The organism is Rhizobium sp. 01L410, from assembly GCF_056400165.1.
Window position 1 is genome coordinate 91,350 of record NZ_JBFTST010000006.1, and the last position, 18,273, is coordinate 109,622.

Genomic DNA, 18,273 nt, shown 5'->3' on the forward strand with positions numbered 1-18,273 from the left:
GGCAATGCGGTCCAGCCCGTGGACACATGGGAAACGGACATGCCGGAAACAAGGCTGCGTGGCCTGGGAATGCGCCACATCGTCCTATTCCCTGGACGCGCAGCAGGCATTCGCGTTTTGCTATTCCCAACCTGTCATAGACGTGTTACCAGCCCTCGCCAACTTCCAAAGCAACCCTTGCACACCGCCGGTGCGGACGATTCGTTCCGGGTGGGGTCGCATTTTTCTTATTTGAAGGAAATTGGCCATGGCTCGCATCATTGAAACGCCGACCGGTTTGGACGCACTCACGTTTGACGACGTGCTGCTGCAGCCCGGTCATTCCGAAGTTCTGCCGGGCCAGACCAGCGTCGCGACACGTATCGCCACCGACTTCGAACTGAATATCCCGATCATTTCGTCTGCCATGGACACCGTCACCGAAAGCCGTCTGGCGATCGCCATGGCGCAGGCCGGCGGCCTCGGCGTCATCCACAAGAACCTGACGCCGGTCGAGCAGGCCGAGCAGGTTCGCCAGGTCAAGAAGTTCGAAAGCGGCATGGTCGTTAACCCTGTCACCATCGGCCCCGATGCGACGCTCGCTGATGCGCTGGGCCTGATGAAAATGTACTCGATCTCCGGTATCCCGGTCGTTGAGAAGTCCGGCCGCCTCGTCGGTATCCTCACGAACCGCGACGTTCGCTTCGCCTCCGATCCTTCGCAGAAGATCTACGAGCTGATGACCCGCGAAGGCCTCATCACCGTCAAGGAAAATGTCGATCAGCAGGAGGCCAAGCGCCTTCTGCATACGCACCGCATCGAGAAGCTGCTGGTCGTCGATGGTGAAGGCCGTTGCGTCGGTTTGATCACCGTCAAGGACATCGAGAAGTCTCAGCTGAACCCGAACGCTTCGAAGGATGCGCAGGGCCGTCTTCGAGCCGCCGCTGCTGTCGGCGTTGGTGACGATGGTTTCGAGCGCGCCGAGCGCCTGATCGAAGCCGGCGTCGACCTTCTGGTCGTCGATACCGCCCATGGTCATTCGCAGGGCGTTCTCAATGCCGTGGCGCGCGTCAAGAAGCTCTCCAACTCGGTTCGCGTCATGGCGGGCAACGTCGCCACATCTGATGGCACCAAGGCGCTGATCGATGCCGGTGCGGATGCGGTCAAGGTCGGTATCGGCCCGGGTTCGATCTGCACGACGCGCATCGTCGCTGGTGTCGGCGTTCCGCAGCTCGCAGCCATCATGTCGGCTGTCGAAGCAGCGCAGGCGCAGGACGTCCCTGTGATCGCCGATGGCGGCATCAAGTTCTCCGGTGATGTCGCGAAGGCGATCGCCTCGGGCGCATCGGCCGTCATGATCGGCTCGCTGCTCGCAGGTACTGACGAAAGCCCGGGCGAAGTTTACCTCTATCAGGGCCGTTCCTTCAAAGCCTATCGCGGCATGGGCTCCGTCGGTGCCATGGCCCGCGGCTCTGCTGACCGCTACTTCCAGGCCGAGGTCCGCGACACGCTCAAGCTCGTGCCAGAGGGTATCGAAGGCCAGGTTCCCTACAAGGGACCGGTATCGGGCGTGCTGCACCAGCTCGCAGGCGGCCTGAAGGCTGCCATGGGTTATGTCGGCGGCAAGGACCTCAAGGAATTCCAGGAGCGCGCCACCTTCGTGCGCATTTCCGGCGCCGGTCTGCGCGAAAGCCATCCGCATGACGTGACGATCACCCGCGAAAGCCCGAACTATCCGGGCTCCGGCGTCTGATGATGACAGCGGGCAGCCGGATACCGCTCCGCATCATCGGGCTGCTCGCCATTCTCTGCATTGCCGCTTTTGGTTGGGCGCTCTTCGGTTTCGTCTTACCCTTTCAGCACGAAACCGGCCGCGCCATGCTCGATACCTATGTCGCAGGCTATGACGAGGCGACTGTCGCGGCCATGCAGTCCTTGCTGAAGGACAATGCCGCCGCCTATGGAATTCTCCGTTCCATGTATCTCGGCCCTGAGCTGGTGTTGCCCGCCTTGCTGGCGATGCTGCTCCTGAGCCTCATCCTCAAGCTCGAGACGACAGGGCGATATTTCGGCAAACCGGTTCACCCGGCCCTTGTAAAAGCCGTCCTGGCATTGCCACTCATCTATGCGTTTTCCGATTATGCCGAAAACATATCGAGCCTGATTGCCTTCGGCGGCAGCCCGTCTTCGACCACCGCGGTCACCATCCTGCCCTGGCTGACCAAGCTGAAATTCGCCTCGCTCGCCGTCACCGTGATCGCCATCATCCGCTTCGCGCTGATCCGTTTCGGGCCGAAGGACGAAGCCTAGCGCGGCCAGCGCCAGGGCGGGTTAGAAAGCCGCGCAATCATGAATTCCGACAGTGCCTCGATCTTCGCTGGGCGTGCCCGCGCCGATGGCGTGACGAAATAGAGCGCCCCGCTCGGCAGCGTCCAGTCCGGCAAGATCGCCTTCAGCCGCCCGTCTGCCAGATATTCGCTGGCCAGGAACTCCGGAAGTTCGCAGATCCCGAGACCGCGTAGCGCCAGTGGCACCAGTGCTTCGGAATTGGTCGCCCTCAACCGCCCGCTAGGCGTCACATATTCCTCGTCGCCCTGCCGGTTCTTCAGGCGCCAGACATCCTGCTTCGGCCGGTAGGAATAACCGAGCAGATGATGGGCGGCGAGATCGCGCGGATGCTCAGGGCAGCCGTATTTCTCAAGGTAGGCGGGTGCGGCCAGAATGAACGGCGCAACCGGCGCCAGCCGCCGCGCGACCAGCGATGAGTCGGGCAGCACGGCGATCCTGAGCGCCGCATCGAAGCCGTCGCCGACGAGATCGACGCTGGCATCGCTCATATGCAGGTCGATGCTGATGTCAGGGTATTGTTCGAAGAAATCGGGCAGGATCGGCGCCACCCAGCGCAGGCCGAAGGACATCGGCACAGCCAGCCGGATCAACCCGCGCGGACGGCTGGAGAGTTCGCGGGCGGCATTTTCCATCTCTTCCGCTTCGCAATAGATGCGCGTTGCCCGGTCGGCGAGCCGTGCTCCGAACTCGGTCAGCGACAGCTGCCTGGAGGTGCGGTTGAAAAGCCGCGCCCCGAGCCGTTCTTCCAGCCTTGCGACACCGCGCGAGACGGTGGCAACCGAGACGCCGAGCGTCTTTGCCGCGCGGGCAAAAGAGTGCTCCTCGGCAACCTTGGCAAACATTGCGAGACCTTCGAAATCGGGCAGTTTCATTGTTTCAAATGCAATGATGACTTTCATTTCTTTCTATTCCGAAATGATCTGCTCGTCCATATCTCAGCATCAGTCGAACACAAGGAGACGACTGATATGACCCAGAGACTGAATGGAAAGATTGCCGTCATCACCGGCGCCACCTCGGGCATCGGCCTTGCCACCGCCAAACGTTTCGCCGCCGAAGGCGCACGCGTCTTTATCACCGGCCGCCGTGCCGATGTGCTGCAGAAGGCCGTCGCCGAAATCGGGGGCAATGCCACCGGTATTCAGGCCGACTCGGCAAAGCTTGCCGATCTCGACAGGCTCTACGCGCAGGTGAAGGCTGAGGCCGGCCGCATCGATGTGCTGTTCGTCAATGCCGGCGGCGGCTCTTTCGCACCGATCGGCGAAATCACCGAGGCGCAGTATGACGACACCTTCGGCCGCAATGTTAAGGGCGTGCTCTTCACCGTGCAGAAGGCGCTGCCGCTACTCGCCAAAGGCTCCTCCGTTATCCTCACCGGCTCGACGGCAGGCTCGACCGGCACGCCCGCCTTCAGCGTCTATGCCGCTTCCAAGGCTGCGATCCGCAATTTCTCGCGCAACTGGATCCTCGATCTCAAGGATCGCGGCATCCGCATCAATACGCTGAGCCCCGGCCCAACCGAGACCACCGGTCTCGTCGAACTTGCCGGTCAGGACAAGGCGCAGCAGCAGGGCTTGCTCGATCTTCTGGCCGGTCAGGTTCCGATGGGCCGCGTCGGCCGCGCGGATGAGATCGCCGCCGCCGCGCTCTTCCTCGCCTCCGATGACTCGAGCTTCGTCACCGGTGCCGAGCTCTTTGCCGATGGCGGCATCGCCCAAGTCTGAACCTCATGCCCGCTGCGTCTTTTCGCGGCGGGCATTCCTCTGGCAAGCTCTTTCCTTTTCCTTTACTGCTCTGAAAAATTTGAAAGAAGCTGAAAGGAAATGCCCATATGACCGGTTTCGAGATCTTCTGGCCGATCGTCGGCCAAGTCGTCCTGGTCTTCATCCTTTACGGTCTACTCGGCTACCGCCGCCGCCGGATGGTGAGGCAGGGCAAGATCAGGATTTCCGAGTACCGCGAAAACCGGGATGAGCCGCCGGAGAGCCTTTTCGTCAAGAACAGCATCGCCAATCAGTTCGAGCTGCCGGTTCTCTTCTATGTCTGTTGTGTGCTTCTCTACATCACCGAGGCCGACAATCTTCCGTCGCTCGTGCTCGCCTGGCTCTTTGTCGTGCTGCGCTACGCACACGCCTATGTTCACGTGACCAGCAATAACATGCGAATCCGCAGCCCGCTCTTTGCGCTCGGCTGCGCCGCTCTGCTCGGCATGTGGGCCTGGCTGATCGGCTGGATGGCCTTCAGCGGGTAACGCATATTTGTACACCGCTTGTTTTGCACTGACCTATCTTCCTGCTCGGGCATGGCCCGGGTAGGGAAGAGGAGATCGATATGGACAAGCCGGAAATCACACAGGCGATGATCAGCGCCTATGATGAATACACACATCTGACATTGGACCGCCGCGGCTTCATGGACAAGCTGACGAAGCTTGCCGGATCCGCAGGTGCCGCCGCCGTCATCGCCCCGATGCTGGCGGCAAACAAGGCCGCAGCCGAAATGGTGCCGGCCGGCGACGAGCGGCTGACGGCGAAGGACGTGACTTATCCGAGTGGCAGCGGCGATATGAAGGGGTATCTCGTTGAGCCGAAGGCCGCATCCGGCAAGCTCGGCAGCGTCATCGTCATTCACGAGAACCGCGGCCTCAACCCGCATATCCGCGATGTCGCCCGCCGCATGGCGCTGGAAGGCTTCATCGCGCTGGCGCCAGACTTCCTGTCGCCGCTCGGCGGCACGCCTGAAAACGAGGATCAGGCCCGCGAGCTCTTCGGCAAGCTCGATGCCGCAGCCACAGCGGCCAATGCCGAAGCGACGCTGAAATATCTGCAGACGCTGCCCAATGCGAATGGCAATGTCGGCGCCATTGGTTTCTGCTGGGGCGGCGGCACGGTCAACAACTTCGCCACCAAATCGCCGGAGCTCAAGGCGGGTGTCGCCTATTATGGCGCCCAGCCGAAGGCAGATCAGGTGCCCGGTATCAAGGCGGCGCTGATGCTGCACTATGCCGGTCTCGACGATCGCATCAATGCCGGGATCGATGCCTACAAGAAGGAGCTGGAGGCCAACGGCAAGAATTTCCTGATCTTCGTCTATGATGGCGTCAATCACGCGTTCAACAACGATACGTCGTCTGCGCGATACGACAAGAAGGCTGCTGATTTGGCCTGGAGCCGCACCGTGGATTTCCTCAAGAAGAACCTGGCCTGATCTTTCGGCTGCCAAGTCATCCACAGGGTTAGACATGAAAAATCGGGGCATTTTGCTCCGATTTTTGTCGAGTTTGACAGTTCGATAAAATGCGAAGTTTTCCCTTCACGGCGCATGAAGACCTGCATGCCATATCGCTCGGATGCGCCGGTTTGAGACAGCTGCCGCCGCTCAAGAATAAGCTGTGGGGGCGGGTCGGCATGAGCATAGACAATGTGGATCGCATCGGCCTGCGCCGGAAACCGAAGCAGGAGCGCAGCATTCAGCGTTTCGATCTCATCCTGTCAGCTGCCGCCGAGATTATAGCCGAAAAAGGTGTGAGTGCCATGCGCATGACCGAGCTTGCGGTCGCCGCCAAGGTACCGATCGGCTCGGTCTATCAGTACTTTCCCGAAAAGGCGGCGATCGTCAAAGCGCTGTTCGATCGTCATGCCAGCGAGGTGCAGGCCAAGACCGCGCAGGTCTTCGCCAACGTCCATTCACTGGAAGACGCCCTTCATCTCATCGAGGGGATGATCGACTGGTACTACGATGCCTATCGCAACGACCCGACCTATCTCGGCGTCTGGATGGGCACCGAAACCGATCAGGATCTGTTGCGGTTGAACATCGATCACAGCAATCGGGTTGCCGATATCTTCTACGAAGCCGTCAAGCGCGTAGCGCCGGAACTCGAAGCGATCGACATGCAGGCGCGCACCTATCTCTTCAGCCACTTGATTGGAGCCTCGATCCGTCTTGCGGTCAAGAGCGAGGAAGAACTGGCGCTGCGCATGCTCGGCGAATGGAAGCGCGTGATCCGCGCTTCGCTCTTCTCCAAGGCAAGCTGAAACTTACCAGCTCGGCACCATGTTGGCGGCTTTCAGACGCGGGTAGTTGCGCGCATAGGCGGTCTTCAGATCGACTTCCAGATTGTCGTCGACGACAGCAGGCGTGATGTTGTCGAGGCAGGCCGTGATATGGGCGGTGATCGCATTCATCAGCGAGATCGAAACGCCGGGACGCTTCATGATGCCGATCTGGACCGGGGGCAGGGCGGGGAAGCCGTCTGCTTGGCTGAGCACCTTCATGCCGGTTCTCAGCGCCGATTCCGGCATGACCGAGACGGCCATGCCCGCCAGCACGGCAGCGGCAACAACAGTGCAGGACCAGCTGGTGAACAGGATCTGATGCTCGCGGCCGACGGCATCGAGCGCCGAGCAGGCAAGCTGGCGCCACTGGCAGTCACGGCGCCCGACGGCAAGCGGCACCGGCGCGTCGTCACGGATCGGATGGTTGGCGGAGCCGACCCAGCAGAGCGGTTCGGTTCTGACGACATCCGACATGCGTTCGCGCGGGTTATGGGTGACGAGCGCGATATCGAGCTCGCCCTTGTGCATGCGCTCGGCAAGGTCCACCGATGGCTCGCAGACGATATAGAGCTCGACATTTGGATGCGTCTTGGCGAAACGGCCGATGATCTCAGGCATGTAACGGTCGGCATAGTCGTCGGGCGTGCCGATGCGCAGCATGCCTTCGAGACGATTGTCGTCGAAAGCCGCCATCGCCTCGTTGTTCAGACGGATGATCCGCCGCGCATAGTTGAGCAGCTTCTCGCCCTCGGCCGTCAGCCGGTTGCCGCGGCCGTCCTTGATAAAAAGTTGCTTGCCGATCCGCTCTTCCAGCCGCCGCATCTGCATCGAGACCGCCGACTGCGTCTTGTAGACGCGATCTGCCGCCTTGGTGAAGCTGCCGGAATCGACGATGGCGATGAAGGTCTGCAACTGGTCAATATCAAGAGGCGCTGACATGGGCTCACCTATAACGATCTCTGATAATAACCATTAGAAACATTCGTTGGACTGATCAATAGGGCTTTGGCATCTTCAGCGTGCAAATCAAGCAAAGTGAAGGACAGAGACCCTTCTGTCCGCCTTGAGTTCCAGCCCGCATGCCTTCCCGCTCGACCTCGCGGGAGGGGTGGGTTGTTGCGCCCGAAAGAAAGGAGAGTTCGATGCGCATGATTGACCAGACTTTAGAACTCGACTGTGCCAAGCAGCCTGTGAGCGTGTCCGCACGTCTTGCCGGCCTCCTTGCGCCGCTCGCTGCTCTCTTTCGCGGCTACCGCAATCGCAGAGCAATCAACGGTCTTACGGAGCTTGATGACTATCAGTTGCGGGATATCGGCCTGACCCGCGCCGATATCGCCTCCGCCCTGCTGACGTCGACCTTCTTCGAGGACCCGTCACCGCAGCTGACCGACTCCGCCCGCCGCCGCTGGCGTCTGTCGATCTTCCGCTCCTATATCGATTAGGAGCGGACCCTTTTTCCCCGCAGGGTGATAGCCAATAGCCCTGCCTCTTAACCCGGTGACCGCTTTCCCAAGCCGTCTCCGGTTTTTTTATGGTTTGGCGGTGGCTTGAAAGAGCGGAATTCCAGCGCCATCTATTTCGATATCAGCAGCAACGTCGTGTCTGGTGTTGATAGAAAGAGAATGCTATTCTCGTTGGCGTTGTAAGGAGACCTTTTATGTTTGGTATTGATCCGATCAAGATCTGAGCTGAGGATTTCAGCTCTCGTTTTCAGCTGCGCGTCGGTGAGACCGCGCGTTGGCTTGTGTCTGATCGTTCGCTCTAAGCTTAAGTGCTTGTAGCTTGATTTCAGGCGATCAAGCACCGTCCTTCCCACGCTTTCGATCTCATCTGCTGTCTGTATGATCTCTCTGATCGTGGCCGCACGGCCCTCAGGAGAAATGAGAACAAAGCTCGGCAGATAGATGCCGGCAACCTGGTTTTTCAATTTTTCAAGCAGGCCGTAAAAGTAGACGAGCGCGCCTATCTGCTCCTTTCCGATGTAATGGATATTGGAGATGCCTTCCGAATATATGGAAATATGGCGTGCGTCGGTAATGTGCGGAATGAATTTCTGATCCGACTTCACCTTATTGATCACGGCGTCGACTGAAGCAGACTCTTCCAGAAAGATTTCCATGTCTCGCGTGTTGAAGTCGATCTCGGCAAAGAGCGCCATCACGTATTTTTCGGTATCGTTCTTTCTCTGTCGCCGATCCCGCGCCAACTCGCCAATCTTGGTCAAAACCCAAACGAGTATCGCGCCGGAAGCGGTAATGATTGCCGCTGTGGGAAAAGACTTATCGGACATCGAAACCCCCGGATTGTCTGGAGGCATGATGCAACACAGAATTGCAACTCACAATCGCCCTTAGCGGGAAACGTCGCTAACTCTTGGCGGTCCCGCCGTTCTGATAGGCACCGAAAATCGTCTCGATACTCTTCTGATAGCTTTTCTGCACTTCCAGCCCGCTGTCAAACATGGTGTTCAACATGTCCATGTAGCCCGCAGCCTGTTCCTTAGGCGCGTCCTTGGCCGGTTCCGGGGCTTTCGGCGGTTGCGGGTTCATCCCCGCCATCATGTCCTGGAATGCCTTGGCGAAGGGATTGTCGAGGAACGGGTTCTGCGTCTTCTCCGGTTCAGGCTTCGGCACGCTGAACATCAGCTGCATCGCCTGCGTGAAGGGATTGTCGAAGATGCTGGGCTCGGGTGCGGCCTTCTGCTTCGGCGCAAAACCGGTGCTCTCCAGCCATGTCTGGATCGTCTCGCCCATCGCCGTGTTGACGAAGGGATTGACCGGCGATGACATCTGGCCCATCGACTGCTTGAACAGCCCGCCCATCAGTGTGCTGGCGATCACCGGCAGCATCTGCTTGTAGATCTCCTGGCCGATCCCGGTCATCTGTGCTGCCTGAGCCGCGACGGCACGGGAGACCTCTTGAGAGCCGAACAGTTGTGCGAGGACATTGTTGCCGTCGGTCACGCCCTGCGGCGTGAAGGCCTTGCTCATGTCCTCGAAATACTTGCCGTAATTCCCCGAGGAAACCGATTGCATCAGCCCCATGAAATCATAGGGATTGCTTGTGCTGCGTTTCAGTCCGGCGGAGAAGGCCGGCATCAGCGCCGCCATCGCCTTGGTCGCCTGTTCCTGCGCAAGGTTGAACTGCTTGGCGATGGCATCCATCGCCGCGCCATTCTGCGCCTGCATCATCATGTCGAAGAGTGGCAGCATGGGCAGTCCTTCCGCTGTTTAGTGCGTTTGAATCGCTACTATAAACAGAAATAGGAATGCGCAAACGGCTTTTTGCCGGAGACCTTAGTACTGATATTCCTCGAAGACAGGTTCGACCGAGCCATTCCAACGGCCGTTGAAGCGGGCGAGCAGGTCCTCCGCGAGCGTCGCCTTCTTGGCCATCACCTCATCGAGCGGCGACAGGAAGATCGTTTCGTCCTGGCCTTCCTTGTTGAGGCGATTGCGCGACTTGAGCCCGGCCTTCGAAATGGCGAGCACATCCTTCGCTGCGTCGAACAAGGCATGACCACGGAACGAAGCCTTCAGGCCCTCGGCCGGCACGTCATTGCGCAATGCGACGACCTCTTCGAACGTCCAGTCCTTGGTGAACTGGTCGGCAGCTTCGAGTGCCGCTTCATCATAGAGCAGGCCGACCCAGAAGGCGGGCAGCGCGCAGATCCGGCGCCACGGTCCGCCATCGGCGCCGCGCATCTCGAGGAAGCGCTTCAGCCGTACATCCGGGAACAGCGTCGAGAGGTGATTGGTCCAGTCGCCCATCGTCGGCTCCCAGTCCTTGATCTCGCTCTTCAGCGCGCCGTTCATGAACTGGCGGAAGGTGACGTGGGTACAGTCCTTGTAACGGCCGTCGCGGACGATGAAATACATCGGCACGTCGAGCGCCCATTCGGCATAGTCCTTGAAGCCGAAATCGTCGCGGAAGGTGAAATCGAGCGGGCCCGAGCGGCGGTTGTCGGTATCCGTCCAGATGTCGCCGCGCCAGGAGAGCAGGCCGTTCGGCTTGTTTTCTGTAAACGGCGAGGAGGCAAAGAGCGCTGTCGCGAACGACTGCAGCTTCATCGAAACGCGCATCTTCTTGCGCATGTCGGCTTCCGAGGAGAAGTCGAGGTTCACCTGGATCGTGCAGGTCCGGTACATCATGTCGAGCCCCTTGCTGCCGACCTTCGGCATGTAGCGGGTCATGATGTCGTAACGGGATTTCGGCATGCGCGGCGTTTCCGCCAGCGTCCATTTCGGGCTGCCGCCGATGCCGAGGAAGCGGATGCCCATCGGCTCGGCGATCTCGCGCAGAACGGCGAGATGCTGGTTGGATTCTCTGCAGGTCTCGTGAATGGTTTCGAGCGGAGCACCCGACAGTTCGAACTGGCCGCCGGGCTCGATCGAGATCGCGCCCATGCCGTGCTGTTCGCCAAGGCCGATGATATTCTCACCGTCCATGATCGGCTCCCAGCCGGAACGTTCCTGCAGGCCCTTCAACAGCGCGGAAATGCTGGCATCGCCGGCATAGGGAACGGGGCTGTTGTCGGCGCGGAAGAAGGCGAACTTCTCATGCTCGGTGCCGATGCGGAATTTTTCCGTCGGCTTGTTCCCCGCAGCAAGATAATCGGTCAGCTCCTGAACCGAAGAGAGCGGTGTCTGGTCGGTGGTGTCGCGAGCCATGCAAATCTAACCTGTATTCTGGGGGAACGCCTTTTGGGCGCGGCAATGGAAGGGTGATTAGGACCGCTCTCAGGTATGTTGCAAGTGAAATTCTTTCAACGCCGGTTCAAAAAAATAGCATCCTGTATCTTGAGTGAATAGGCGCAAGGTTAATTCCAGTCGCCGATCGCTGCCTGGATGACGGCCATTGCCGCCACGGCAGCGGTATCCGCGCGCAGGATTCTCGGGCCGAGCGGGATGGCGGTGACGAAATCGAGGTTGCGAAGCCGGGCGCGCTCCTCTTCCGAAAATCCGCCTTCAGGGCCGACCAGAAGCGCCAGCTGCCTTTCGGTGATCGCCGAGAGCAGCGGCAGCGGATTCTGCCCGGCATCGCCCTCGTCGCAATAGATGATCCGCCGATCGGCCTTCCAGCCGTCCAGAAGATCGAAAAGTCTCAAGGGTTCGGCGACATCGGGAATGCCGAGAATGCCGCATTGCTCTGCCGCCTCGATGACGTTGGCCTTGAGCTTGTCGAGATTGGTGATCTTGCCCTGCACATGCTGGGTCATGACCGGCTGCAGAACGCCGGCTCCCATCTCCACCGCCTTCTGCACCAGATAATCCAGCCGCCCCACTTTGAGCGGCGCGAAGAGATAGTGAAGATCGGAAAGCGCCGGCTGAGGCCGCGTCTGTTCGACCGGTGTCAGCAGGATGCGCTTGCGGGTCGGGAAGGCTAGGGTGGCTTTCCATTCCCCATCCCGGCCGTTGAAAACGAGAATCTCCGCGCCGTCGGTCAGGCGCAGCACATTCGCCAAGTAATTATACTGGTCAGAGCTGGCTTCGACGGCGGCATTGGCGGCAAGCGGTGCGTCGATGAACAGCCGCTGCATGCGGAAATTGGCGCGCATTCTAGATTTCCCGGTCAAACGAAGAGGGCGAACATAACCCAATAGAGCAGCGCCGCAAGCGCGCCGGAGGCCGGAACCGTGATCACCCAGGCGGCGATGATCGTCATGAAATGCGACCGGCGCACCAGATAGCGGCGGCGGGTCTCATGGACATTCGGATCGGCCGGTTCGTCGATCGCCCAGCTCTCCGCCTTATGGCGCATATAGGCGATGCGGCGCTTCGAGTTGCGGGTGTACCATTCGCGGAAGAAGCCAACGCCGAAGACCGAGCCGACCGCGATATGCGTCGTGCTGACCGGAAGGCCGAACCAGGAGGCAAGAATGACGGTAAAGGCGGTCGACAGCGCCACGCAATAGGCGCGCATCGGATTGAGCTTGGTGATCTGTTCGCCGACGAGACGGATCAGGCGCGGGCCGAACAGCAGCAGACCGACCGAGATGCCGAGAGCGCCGATCAGCATCACCCAGAGCGGCGGGGCGATCTCCCCGTGAACGGGCAGAAGCGTCGTCGAGCGCACGATTGCCGAAAGCGGGCCGACCGCGTTCGAAACGTCGTTGGCACCATGGGCGAAGGAGAGCAGGGCGGCAGAGCCGATCAGCGGATATTTGAACAGGATGCGCAACGAGCTGTTGCGGTTCTCGAGCCCCTCGGATTGGCGGCGGACGATCGGCCGGGCGATCAGCCAGCAGACAACGGCTGTCGCCAGCCCATAGGCCAGCACCGTCGTTGCCGGGAAACGGTCCGGTGTCGTGAGTTGGAGGATCATATAGGCCGTAAATGCGCCGGCCATTGCCGCGATCAGCACGGGCACCCAACGCCGGGCCGCCGCGATCTTGTCGTCGCGGTAAATGACGAAGGTCTTGACGAGGAACAGCAGACCGGCGGCGATCACCCCGCCGATGATCGGCGACGTCACCCAGCTCGACGAGATTTCCGCCATCACCCGCCAGTTGACCGGCTCCGGGCCGACGGCAGCGATGCCGGCGCCGATGACCGCGCCGACAATCGCATGGGTGGTGGAAACGGGTGCATTCAGCCAGGTCGCGAGATTGATCCACAACGCGGCCGCCATCAGCGCCGCCATCATGATCCAGGCAAGCAATCCTTCCGGAACCTGCACGGCATCGACGATGCTGGACGAAATGGTCTTCACCACTTCGCCGCCGGCAATCGTCGCGCCCAGGATCTCGAAGATCGCGGCAATCACCAGCGCCTGCGCCATCGTCATCGCGCGTGCACCGACGGCGGCGCCGACATTGTTCGTCACGTCGTTCGCGCCGATATTCATTGCCATGTAGGCGGCAAGCGCGGCAGCGGCGATGATCAGCACCGCACTCGGCCGGTCGAAGACGTAGACCCCGGCAAATAGCATCGCGAGACCGAGGAACACCAGGCCGATGCCCGGCGCGATCAGCTTGCGCGCAACGAACTTCGAGGCATCCTCGACGTGGCTATACTTGTCGAGGTCCTTGTCGAGCGTGCGTTTTGTAAGGACAGGTGTCTTCTCGGCCATGCTCTTTCCTGGAAGGAATCCTGCTTTAACGCTGTCATTCCTAACAGCGCAAGATGGCAGGAATCATTCCGCCGGAATCTGCTTGGCGCGGCTTGCCTGAAGATGTTCGTCGATGCGGCGCTTGAACTGCAGGAACAGGTCGCGAAGCTCCGGCTCACGGACCCGCTTGCAGGCCTCGTCGCAGGAAACCCACTCGATCGTGCGTTCGCCCTTTTCCTTGAAGTTCTTGGCAAGCTCGGAAACCTCGAGCGCATAGACCTGCACCTTGCAGCTCACCTTCAGTCCATCCTTCAGGACCTTCGGATAGCTGTAGGCGCCGAGCGTCTCGTGCTCGACGCTGCCGCGCACGCCTGCTTCTTCATAGGCTTCGCGGGCGGCGACCTCATAGGAGCACTTGCCGTTCATCGGCCAGCCCTTGGGGATGACCCAGCGGCCGGTATCGCGGCTGGTCATCAGCAGGACCTCGACGTCGTTGCTCTTCTTCTTCATCCGATAGCACAGCGCAGCATACTGCTGTCTCGGCGGACGCCGGAACATCAGCTGCATGTCGGAGGCTAGGCGGGAGAGAAGAGTCAACTGTCGGGTCACCTTTCGAGTCGTTTCAAAGAATCATTAATATTAGCATGTGCTGGAAAGCTTGCGCGATCCATGCGCCATTTAACGGTGCATAACGCGGCTATGGTTTTTAATAGGCAAATCTCACGCCGCAGCGGGTCGAAATTCCGGCAAAACCTGTTCTGTTTCCGCCTTTGCACAGGTGTTCAATATGGGGCCTTCTTGCCTTTCGTTCAATGCCCATATCAATCTGGGGATATCGTTTCCTGTTGATGACCGCCATGCGCCTTCCGCCACTCAATTCAATCAGAGCTTTCGAAGCCGTCTGCCGTCGGGGCAGCGTGCTCAGGGCTGCCGAGGAGCTCGGTGTCGTGCGCGGCGCGGTGCGTCTGCAGATCGCGGCGCTCGAGAATTATTTCGGCGAGAAGCTCTTCACCCGTGAAGGTCGCCGCCTCGTGCCGACCGACCGGGCCAGGGCTTTTGCCGAAGCGGCAACGGCGGCCTTCTCCCTGTTGCAGCATGCCGCCGGTGACCTGCAGAAGGACGATAGCCGCAGGCTCCGTCTCGGCGTTCCATCTGCCTTCGGCATCTGGTGGCTGATGCCGCGCATCGGTAGCCTGCAAAGGGCGCTTGGCGATACCGAGATCGATATCGTGCCGATGGCGGTCGCCGAGCCGCTGTTGCAGCATCCGGAGCTCGATGCCGTCATCATGGGTGGCGAATACCGCCCCTCGGCCGGTGTCGCCGCCATTCGCTTCATGGAAGACGAGTTCGGTCCGGTGGCTGCACCCCAACTTGCCGCCACCTTCGGCAGCGATCCCATGGGCATGGCTACGGCTGCCATGCTCGTCAGCCGCAGCGTGCCGAAGCTTTGGGACGAATGGTTTGCCGAAAGCGGCACGCCAGCAGTCAGCTTCGCCCGCCGTCAGGAATTCGAGGATTTGCTGCTGGCGCTCGGTGCCGCCCGATCCGGGCTCGGTGTAGCGCTCGCCCCGCGCGCGTCGATCGAGGATGATCTGGCGCGCAATATTCTGACCGCTCCCTTCGGCTTCATCCGTCGCCCGGCAGGCTACAGCCTCTGTTGCCGCACGACCGATCTCCGAAAGCCGCATTTCACCGCATTGCGCGACTGGCTGGTCAAGGCAGGCGAGGGAACCGAATAGGGCAGATTTACTGCCGTATCGGCAGCGGATTATCCATGCCGCGCGGTCGCGGTGGGCATTATGACGGTCATCAGCGACAGGAGACCATCATGGAAAATACCGCCACCCGCATCGACTGGATCGGAAACAGCTGCCGTCTGCTGAAGGCAACGGCCGCCGAGTTCGAACGCACCCGCCCCTTCGAAGGCCTCATGATCGGCACCGGTATCCACCTGGAGCCGAAGACGGTGGCGCTCCTGACGACGCTGCGTGCCGGCGGCGCAAAGCTCGTCTGCACCGGAAATCTGAACAGCACCCAGCCATCGACGGTCGACTATCTCCGATCCCAGGGCATCACCGTTTTCGCAACGCAGACCACCGATCCGGCAGAACATCACCGCAGCCTCGAAGCCGTCGTCGCTGCCAAGCCCGACCTGCTGCTCGATAACGGCGGCGATCTCTTCGCCATTGCCGCGGAACGCCCCTATGCCAACCTGCTCGGCGGCACCGAGGAGACGACCTCGGGCCGCACGCGCCTGCTGCCGATGCGTGAAAAGCTGAACATGCCGATCCTTGTCATCAACGACAGCCCGATCAAGCAATTCGCCGAAAACAAGCATGCTGTCGGCCAGAGCCTGTTCGAAAGCTACATGCGCTTCACCAACCGCTCCACCAACGGCAAGCGCGTCACCGTCTTCGGCTACGGCGCCTGCGGCAAGGGCACGGCCGCCAGTTTCCGCAACGCCTTCTCGACCGTCAGCGTCGTCGATATCGATCCGGTGACGGCGCTGGAAGCGCATCTCGACGGCTTTGTCACGCCGCTCCGCGAGGATGCGATCCGCTCCGCCGATATCCTGATCACCGTCACCGGTTTCCCCGGCATCGTCACGGTCGCCGACCTGCCGCTGATCAAGGACGGCGCGATCCTCATGAACGGCGGCCATTTCCCGCTGGAGATCGACGTATCGGGCTTCCGCGCTCATTCCGATGTAATCGCCATCGATCGCTACGAGACCGATGTCATGGAGACGCTGCATCTGAATGACGGCCGCTCGATCCACATCCTCGGTGGCGGCCATATGGCCAATCTCGCCGGCCCGCGCCCGCTCGGCAATTCGGTCGAATCCATGGATCTTGGCTTCACGCTGCAGGCCCGCTGCCTCGAACGTGTCGCCAAGCGCGGAGCGGGACCTGAGGCCTGCATCGTGCCGGTGCCCAGGGATATCGATGCGACGGTCGCGAGCGCCTATCTCGATCTCGCGCGCTAGGCTCAGCCCTGGCGGACGATCGTCCCGATTGCGTTGACGAGCAGCCGCGCTGCCGTCAGCGCCGAAATGCCGTCGATATCGGCGGGCGGATAAAGCTCCACAAGATCGAAACCGACGATCCGCCCACGGCTGCCGCCGCCGGCGATCAGGTCGATGACCTGTGTATAGGTCAGCCCACCGGGCGTGCGGGCCGCGACCCCGGGCATGATGCTGGGGTCGAGCCCGTCGCAGTCGAGCGTGATCACCACCTGCGCACCTTCAGGAATATGCCGCAGCGCCGCCTCGACGCCCTGCGCATGAATTTCCCGCGCGGTGACGAGATGGCTCCCATAGCGCTCGGCGGCCTCGACCTCCGCGCGGCGCGCGCTGCCGACTCCACGGATACCGACCTGCACCATGCCCGCCACATGCGCCATCTCGCTCGCCCGGCGCATGGGATTGGAATAGCCTTGGCGCTCGCCATGCAGTTCGTCGCGCCAGTCGATATGAGCATCGATCTGCAGGATCCAGATCGGGCCGTGATCTGCGAAACCGGCAAGGAAGGGGATCGGCACGGAATCGTCGCCGCCAAGCAGGATCGGCACGGCCGGCATCGCCAGCACCTCCCGCGTCTTCGCCTCGATCAGCGCCCGGTTTCCGGCATTGTCCCGGGCGTCGGTCGGCAAATCCCCGGCATCGACGCAGCAGACCGGCTTGCCGTCGAAAAGCGGCCCGCCGAGATCGAAATCCCAATGCTCGATCAGCCCCGCATCCTCCTGGCTGGCCGCGCGGATGGCGTTGGCCGAGCCCGCATAGCCACTGCTGTCCTTGCCGGGATAGGTCGTGCCGTGACCGGCGCCGAAGATCACCATACGCGGCGTTCCGCCGTCATCGAGACTGTCGGCCAGGCCGAGGAAGGGAGGCGAAGCAGTCATGTCAGTCTCCAGATGTGATCTACGGTGGAGGCGTCAGAGCTCCCAGTAGGGAACAGGCCCATAAAGCTCCGCCAGATAATCGATGAACAACCGCACCTTGGCGGGCAGGAACTGGCGGCTCGGATAGACCGCCGAAAGCGCCACGTTCCGCGAGCCCTCATATTCCCGCAGCACCTGCACCAGCTTGCCGCTCTTCAGCTCCTCGCCGATATCCCAGGTCGAGCGCAGCGCGATGCCGAGACCTGCGATCACCGTCTCGCGGATGACCTCGCTGGAATTGGTGATCAGCATGCCCTCCGGCCGCAGCGTCATGGCGCCGTCAGGTCCTTCCAGCCGCCAGACATCATTGTTGTGCGCGGGCAGGCAGCGGTGGTTCTTCAGGTCGTCGAGGTTCGCGGGCATCCCATGCGCCTCGATGTAGGACGGTGCGGCGCAGAGCAGGCGGCGCACCGGCGCCAGACGCCTGGCGACGAGGCTGGAATCGGTGAGTTCGGCAATGCGGATCGCCAGATCGAAGCCGCCGCCGACAATGTCGCTGAACTCGTCTGTCAGCACCAGATTGATGGCCAGCTCCGGATGCTCCTCCATGAAGCGCTTCAGATGCGGGGCGATATGCATGCGCCCGAAGGAGGTCGGCGCCGAGATCTTCAGCGTGCCGTGCATCTGCGCCGAGCGGCCGGAAATGTAATATTCGGCCTCCTCAAGACCGGCCAGAATGCCGAGCACGCGGTCGTAGAAACCCTGACCGGCCTCTGTCAGCGAAATCTGCCGCGTCGTGCGCTGCAGGAGGCGCGTACCGAGCCGGTCTTCCAGCCGCTTGATGCGCTTGGAGACAACGGCGGGGGAAAAGCCCAGCGCCCGGCCGGCAAGCGACATGCTGCCGGTCGAAACGACCTTGGCAAATATCTCGAGATCACCCAGATTGGTCATGATGCAG

19 protein-coding genes are annotated in these 18,273 nt (G+C 61.1%); 9 read left to right on the top strand and 10 right to left on the bottom strand.

Annotation, left to right across the window (positions count from 1 at the left end):
• The first annotated feature begins 247 nt into the window (after positions 1 to 247).
• On the top strand, positions 248 to 1,732 hold the full coding sequence (gene guaB, locus AC1DV9_RS14725) for an IMP dehydrogenase (RefSeq protein WP_112387687.1): 1,485 nt from the start codon (positions 248 to 250) through the stop codon (positions 1,730 to 1,732).
• A gap of 2 nt (positions 1,733 to 1,734) precedes the next feature.
• Complete coding sequence (locus AC1DV9_RS14730) at positions 1,735 to 2,289, top strand: hypothetical protein (RefSeq protein WP_477949065.1); 555 nt, start codon at positions 1,735 to 1,737, stop codon at positions 2,287 to 2,289.
• Here AC1DV9_RS14730 and AC1DV9_RS14735 read toward each other — a convergent pair.
• Positions 2,286 to 3,200: a LysR family transcriptional regulator gene (locus tag AC1DV9_RS14735; protein ID WP_477949067.1), complete on the bottom strand. Its 915-nt coding sequence runs from the start codon at positions 3,198 to 3,200 to the stop codon at positions 2,286 to 2,288. The two genes, AC1DV9_RS14730 and AC1DV9_RS14735, sit on opposite strands and share 4 nt — an antisense overlap.
• Positions 3,201 to 3,296: 96 nt before the next feature.
• On the opposite strand from AC1DV9_RS14735, the gene AC1DV9_RS14740 reads away from it, so the two are divergent.
• The 4 genes from AC1DV9_RS14740 (at position 3,297) to AC1DV9_RS14755 (ending at position 6,365) form a co-directional block, all read left to right on the top strand.
• On the top strand, positions 3,297 to 4,052 hold the full coding sequence (locus AC1DV9_RS14740; protein WP_477948684.1) for an SDR family oxidoreductase: 756 nt from the start codon (positions 3,297 to 3,299) through the stop codon (positions 4,050 to 4,052).
• A 107-nt stretch (positions 4,053 to 4,159) separates the two neighbouring features.
• On the top strand, positions 4,160 to 4,579 hold the full coding sequence (locus tag AC1DV9_RS14745; protein ID WP_112387690.1) for an MAPEG family protein: 420 nt from the start codon (positions 4,160 to 4,162) through the stop codon (positions 4,577 to 4,579).
• A gap of 80 nt (positions 4,580 to 4,659) precedes the next feature.
• Complete coding sequence (locus AC1DV9_RS14750; RefSeq protein WP_477948686.1) at positions 4,660 to 5,535, top strand: dienelactone hydrolase family protein; 876 nt, start codon at positions 4,660 to 4,662, stop codon at positions 5,533 to 5,535.
• 200 nt (positions 5,536 to 5,735) lie between these two features.
• Positions 5,736 to 6,365 (top strand): TetR/AcrR family transcriptional regulator, encoded by a 630-nt coding sequence (locus AC1DV9_RS14755; protein WP_310292735.1) that lies wholly within the window; start codon positions 5,736 to 5,738, stop codon positions 6,363 to 6,365.
• A 3-nt stretch (positions 6,366 to 6,368) separates the two neighbouring features.
• Here AC1DV9_RS14755 and AC1DV9_RS14760 read toward each other — a convergent pair whose 3' ends face one another.
• On the bottom strand, positions 6,369 to 7,325 hold the full coding sequence (locus AC1DV9_RS14760) for a LysR substrate-binding domain-containing protein (protein ID WP_477948689.1): 957 nt from the start codon (positions 7,323 to 7,325) through the stop codon (positions 6,369 to 6,371).
• A gap of 203 nt (positions 7,326 to 7,528) precedes the next feature.
• Here AC1DV9_RS14760 and AC1DV9_RS14765 point away from each other — a divergent pair, with 203 nt between their 5' ends.
• On the top strand, positions 7,529 to 7,828 hold the full coding sequence (locus AC1DV9_RS14765) for a DUF1127 domain-containing protein (RefSeq protein ID WP_477948691.1): 300 nt from the start codon (positions 7,529 to 7,531) through the stop codon (positions 7,826 to 7,828).
• Positions 7,829 to 7,959: 131 nt separating this feature from the next.
• On the opposite strand, the gene AC1DV9_RS14770 is transcribed toward AC1DV9_RS14765, so the two are convergent.
• The 6 genes from AC1DV9_RS14770 to AC1DV9_RS14795 form a co-directional block, all read right to left on the bottom strand.
• Positions 7,960 to 8,676, bottom strand: coding sequence for a hypothetical protein (locus AC1DV9_RS14770; protein WP_477948693.1), 717 nt, complete (start codon positions 8,674 to 8,676; stop codon positions 7,960 to 7,962).
• A gap of 76 nt (positions 8,677 to 8,752) precedes the next feature.
• The gene (locus tag AC1DV9_RS14775) at positions 8,753 to 9,598 is read right to left on the bottom strand and encodes a DUF937 domain-containing protein (protein WP_477948695.1); all 846 of its coding nucleotides are present in this window, start codon (positions 9,596 to 9,598) and stop codon (positions 8,753 to 8,755) included.
• 84 nt (positions 9,599 to 9,682) lie between these two features.
• On the bottom strand, positions 9,683 to 11,056 hold the full coding sequence (locus AC1DV9_RS14780) for a glutamate--cysteine ligase (RefSeq protein ID WP_477948697.1): 1,374 nt from the start codon (positions 11,054 to 11,056) through the stop codon (positions 9,683 to 9,685).
• A 149-nt stretch (positions 11,057 to 11,205) separates the two neighbouring features.
• Positions 11,206 to 11,943 (bottom strand): 16S rRNA (uracil(1498)-N(3))-methyltransferase, encoded by a 738-nt coding sequence (locus tag AC1DV9_RS14785; RefSeq protein WP_477948699.1) that lies wholly within the window; start codon positions 11,941 to 11,943, stop codon positions 11,206 to 11,208.
• Between the two features lie 14 nt (positions 11,944 to 11,957).
• Positions 11,958 to 13,457 (bottom strand): inorganic phosphate transporter, encoded by a 1,500-nt coding sequence (locus AC1DV9_RS14790; protein ID WP_477948701.1) that lies wholly within the window; start codon positions 13,455 to 13,457, stop codon positions 11,958 to 11,960.
• A gap of 63 nt (positions 13,458 to 13,520) precedes the next feature.
• Positions 13,521 to 14,033, bottom strand: a complete 513-nt coding sequence (locus AC1DV9_RS14795; RefSeq protein WP_112387698.1) for an NUDIX hydrolase — start codon at positions 14,031 to 14,033, stop codon at positions 13,521 to 13,523.
• A 260-nt stretch (positions 14,034 to 14,293) separates the two neighbouring features.
• Here AC1DV9_RS14795 and AC1DV9_RS14800 point away from each other — a divergent pair, with 260 nt between their 5' ends.
• Positions 14,294 to 15,175, top strand: coding sequence for a LysR substrate-binding domain-containing protein (locus AC1DV9_RS14800; RefSeq protein ID WP_112387712.1), 882 nt, complete (start codon positions 14,294 to 14,296; stop codon positions 15,173 to 15,175).
• Between the two features lie 35 nt (positions 15,176 to 15,210).
• Positions 15,211 to 16,422 (top strand): adenosylhomocysteinase, encoded by a 1,212-nt coding sequence (locus AC1DV9_RS14805; protein ID WP_477948703.1) that lies wholly within the window; start codon positions 15,211 to 15,213, stop codon positions 16,420 to 16,422.
• 2 nt (positions 16,423 to 16,424) lie between these two features.
• Here the strand turns inward: AC1DV9_RS14805 and AC1DV9_RS14810 are convergent, their stop codons facing one another.
• Entirely contained in the window at positions 16,425 to 17,336 is a 912-nt protein-coding gene (locus tag AC1DV9_RS14810) for an agmatinase (protein ID WP_477948705.1), read from the bottom strand.
• 33 nt (positions 17,337 to 17,369) lie between these two features.
• Positions 17,370 to 18,266 carry a LysR family transcriptional regulator gene (locus AC1DV9_RS14815; protein ID WP_477948707.1) on the bottom strand — a complete coding sequence of 299 codons (897 nt, stop codon included), beginning with the start codon at positions 18,264 to 18,266 and terminating at the stop codon, positions 17,370 to 17,372.
• Positions 18,267 to 18,273 lie beyond the last annotated feature (7 nt).

What these genes read in the sequence shown, in the direction of transcription:
- guaB (WP_112387687.1), top strand. Translation starts at nt 248, where the DNA reads ATGGCTCGCATCATTGAAACGCCGACCGGTTTGGACGCACTCACGTTT.
- AC1DV9_RS14730 (WP_477949065.1), top strand. Translation starts at nt 1,735, where the DNA reads ATGACAGCGGGCAGCCGGATACCGCTCCGCATCATCGGGCTGCTCGCC.
- AC1DV9_RS14735 (WP_477949067.1), bottom strand. Translation starts at nt 3,200, where the DNA reads ATGAAACTGCCCGATTTCGAAGGTCTCGCAATGTTTGCCAAGGTTGCC.
- AC1DV9_RS14740 (WP_477948684.1), top strand. Translation starts at nt 3,297, where the DNA reads ATGACCCAGAGACTGAATGGAAAGATTGCCGTCATCACCGGCGCCACC.
- AC1DV9_RS14745 (WP_112387690.1), top strand. Translation starts at nt 4,160, where the DNA reads ATGACCGGTTTCGAGATCTTCTGGCCGATCGTCGGCCAAGTCGTCCTG.
- AC1DV9_RS14750 (WP_477948686.1), top strand. Translation starts at nt 4,660, where the DNA reads ATGGACAAGCCGGAAATCACACAGGCGATGATCAGCGCCTATGATGAA.
- AC1DV9_RS14755 (WP_310292735.1), top strand. Translation starts at nt 5,736, where the DNA reads ATGAGCATAGACAATGTGGATCGCATCGGCCTGCGCCGGAAACCGAAG.
- AC1DV9_RS14760 (WP_477948689.1), bottom strand. Translation starts at nt 7,325, where the DNA reads ATGTCAGCGCCTCTTGATATTGACCAGTTGCAGACCTTCATCGCCATC.
- AC1DV9_RS14765 (WP_477948691.1), top strand. Translation starts at nt 7,529, where the DNA reads ATGCGCATGATTGACCAGACTTTAGAACTCGACTGTGCCAAGCAGCCT.
- AC1DV9_RS14770 (WP_477948693.1), bottom strand. Translation starts at nt 8,676, where the DNA reads ATGTCCGATAAGTCTTTTCCCACAGCGGCAATCATTACCGCTTCCGGC.
- AC1DV9_RS14775 (WP_477948695.1), bottom strand. Translation starts at nt 9,598, where the DNA reads ATGCTGCCACTCTTCGACATGATGATGCAGGCGCAGAATGGCGCGGCG.
- AC1DV9_RS14780 (WP_477948697.1), bottom strand. Translation starts at nt 11,056, where the DNA reads ATGGCTCGCGACACCACCGACCAGACACCGCTCTCTTCGGTTCAGGAG.
- AC1DV9_RS14785 (WP_477948699.1), bottom strand. Translation starts at nt 11,943, where the DNA reads ATGCGCGCCAATTTCCGCATGCAGCGGCTGTTCATCGACGCACCGCTT.
- AC1DV9_RS14790 (WP_477948701.1), bottom strand. Translation starts at nt 13,457, where the DNA reads ATGGCCGAGAAGACACCTGTCCTTACAAAACGCACGCTCGACAAGGAC.
- AC1DV9_RS14800 (WP_112387712.1), top strand. Translation starts at nt 14,294, where the DNA reads ATGCGCCTTCCGCCACTCAATTCAATCAGAGCTTTCGAAGCCGTCTGC.
- AC1DV9_RS14805 (WP_477948703.1), top strand. Translation starts at nt 15,211, where the DNA reads ATGCCGCGCGGTCGCGGTGGGCATTATGACGGTCATCAGCGACAGGAG.
- AC1DV9_RS14810 (WP_477948705.1), bottom strand. Translation starts at nt 17,336, where the DNA reads ATGACTGCTTCGCCTCCCTTCCTCGGCCTGGCCGACAGTCTCGATGAC.
- AC1DV9_RS14815 (WP_477948707.1), bottom strand. Translation starts at nt 18,266, where the DNA reads ATGACCAATCTGGGTGATCTCGAGATATTTGCCAAGGTCGTTTCGACC.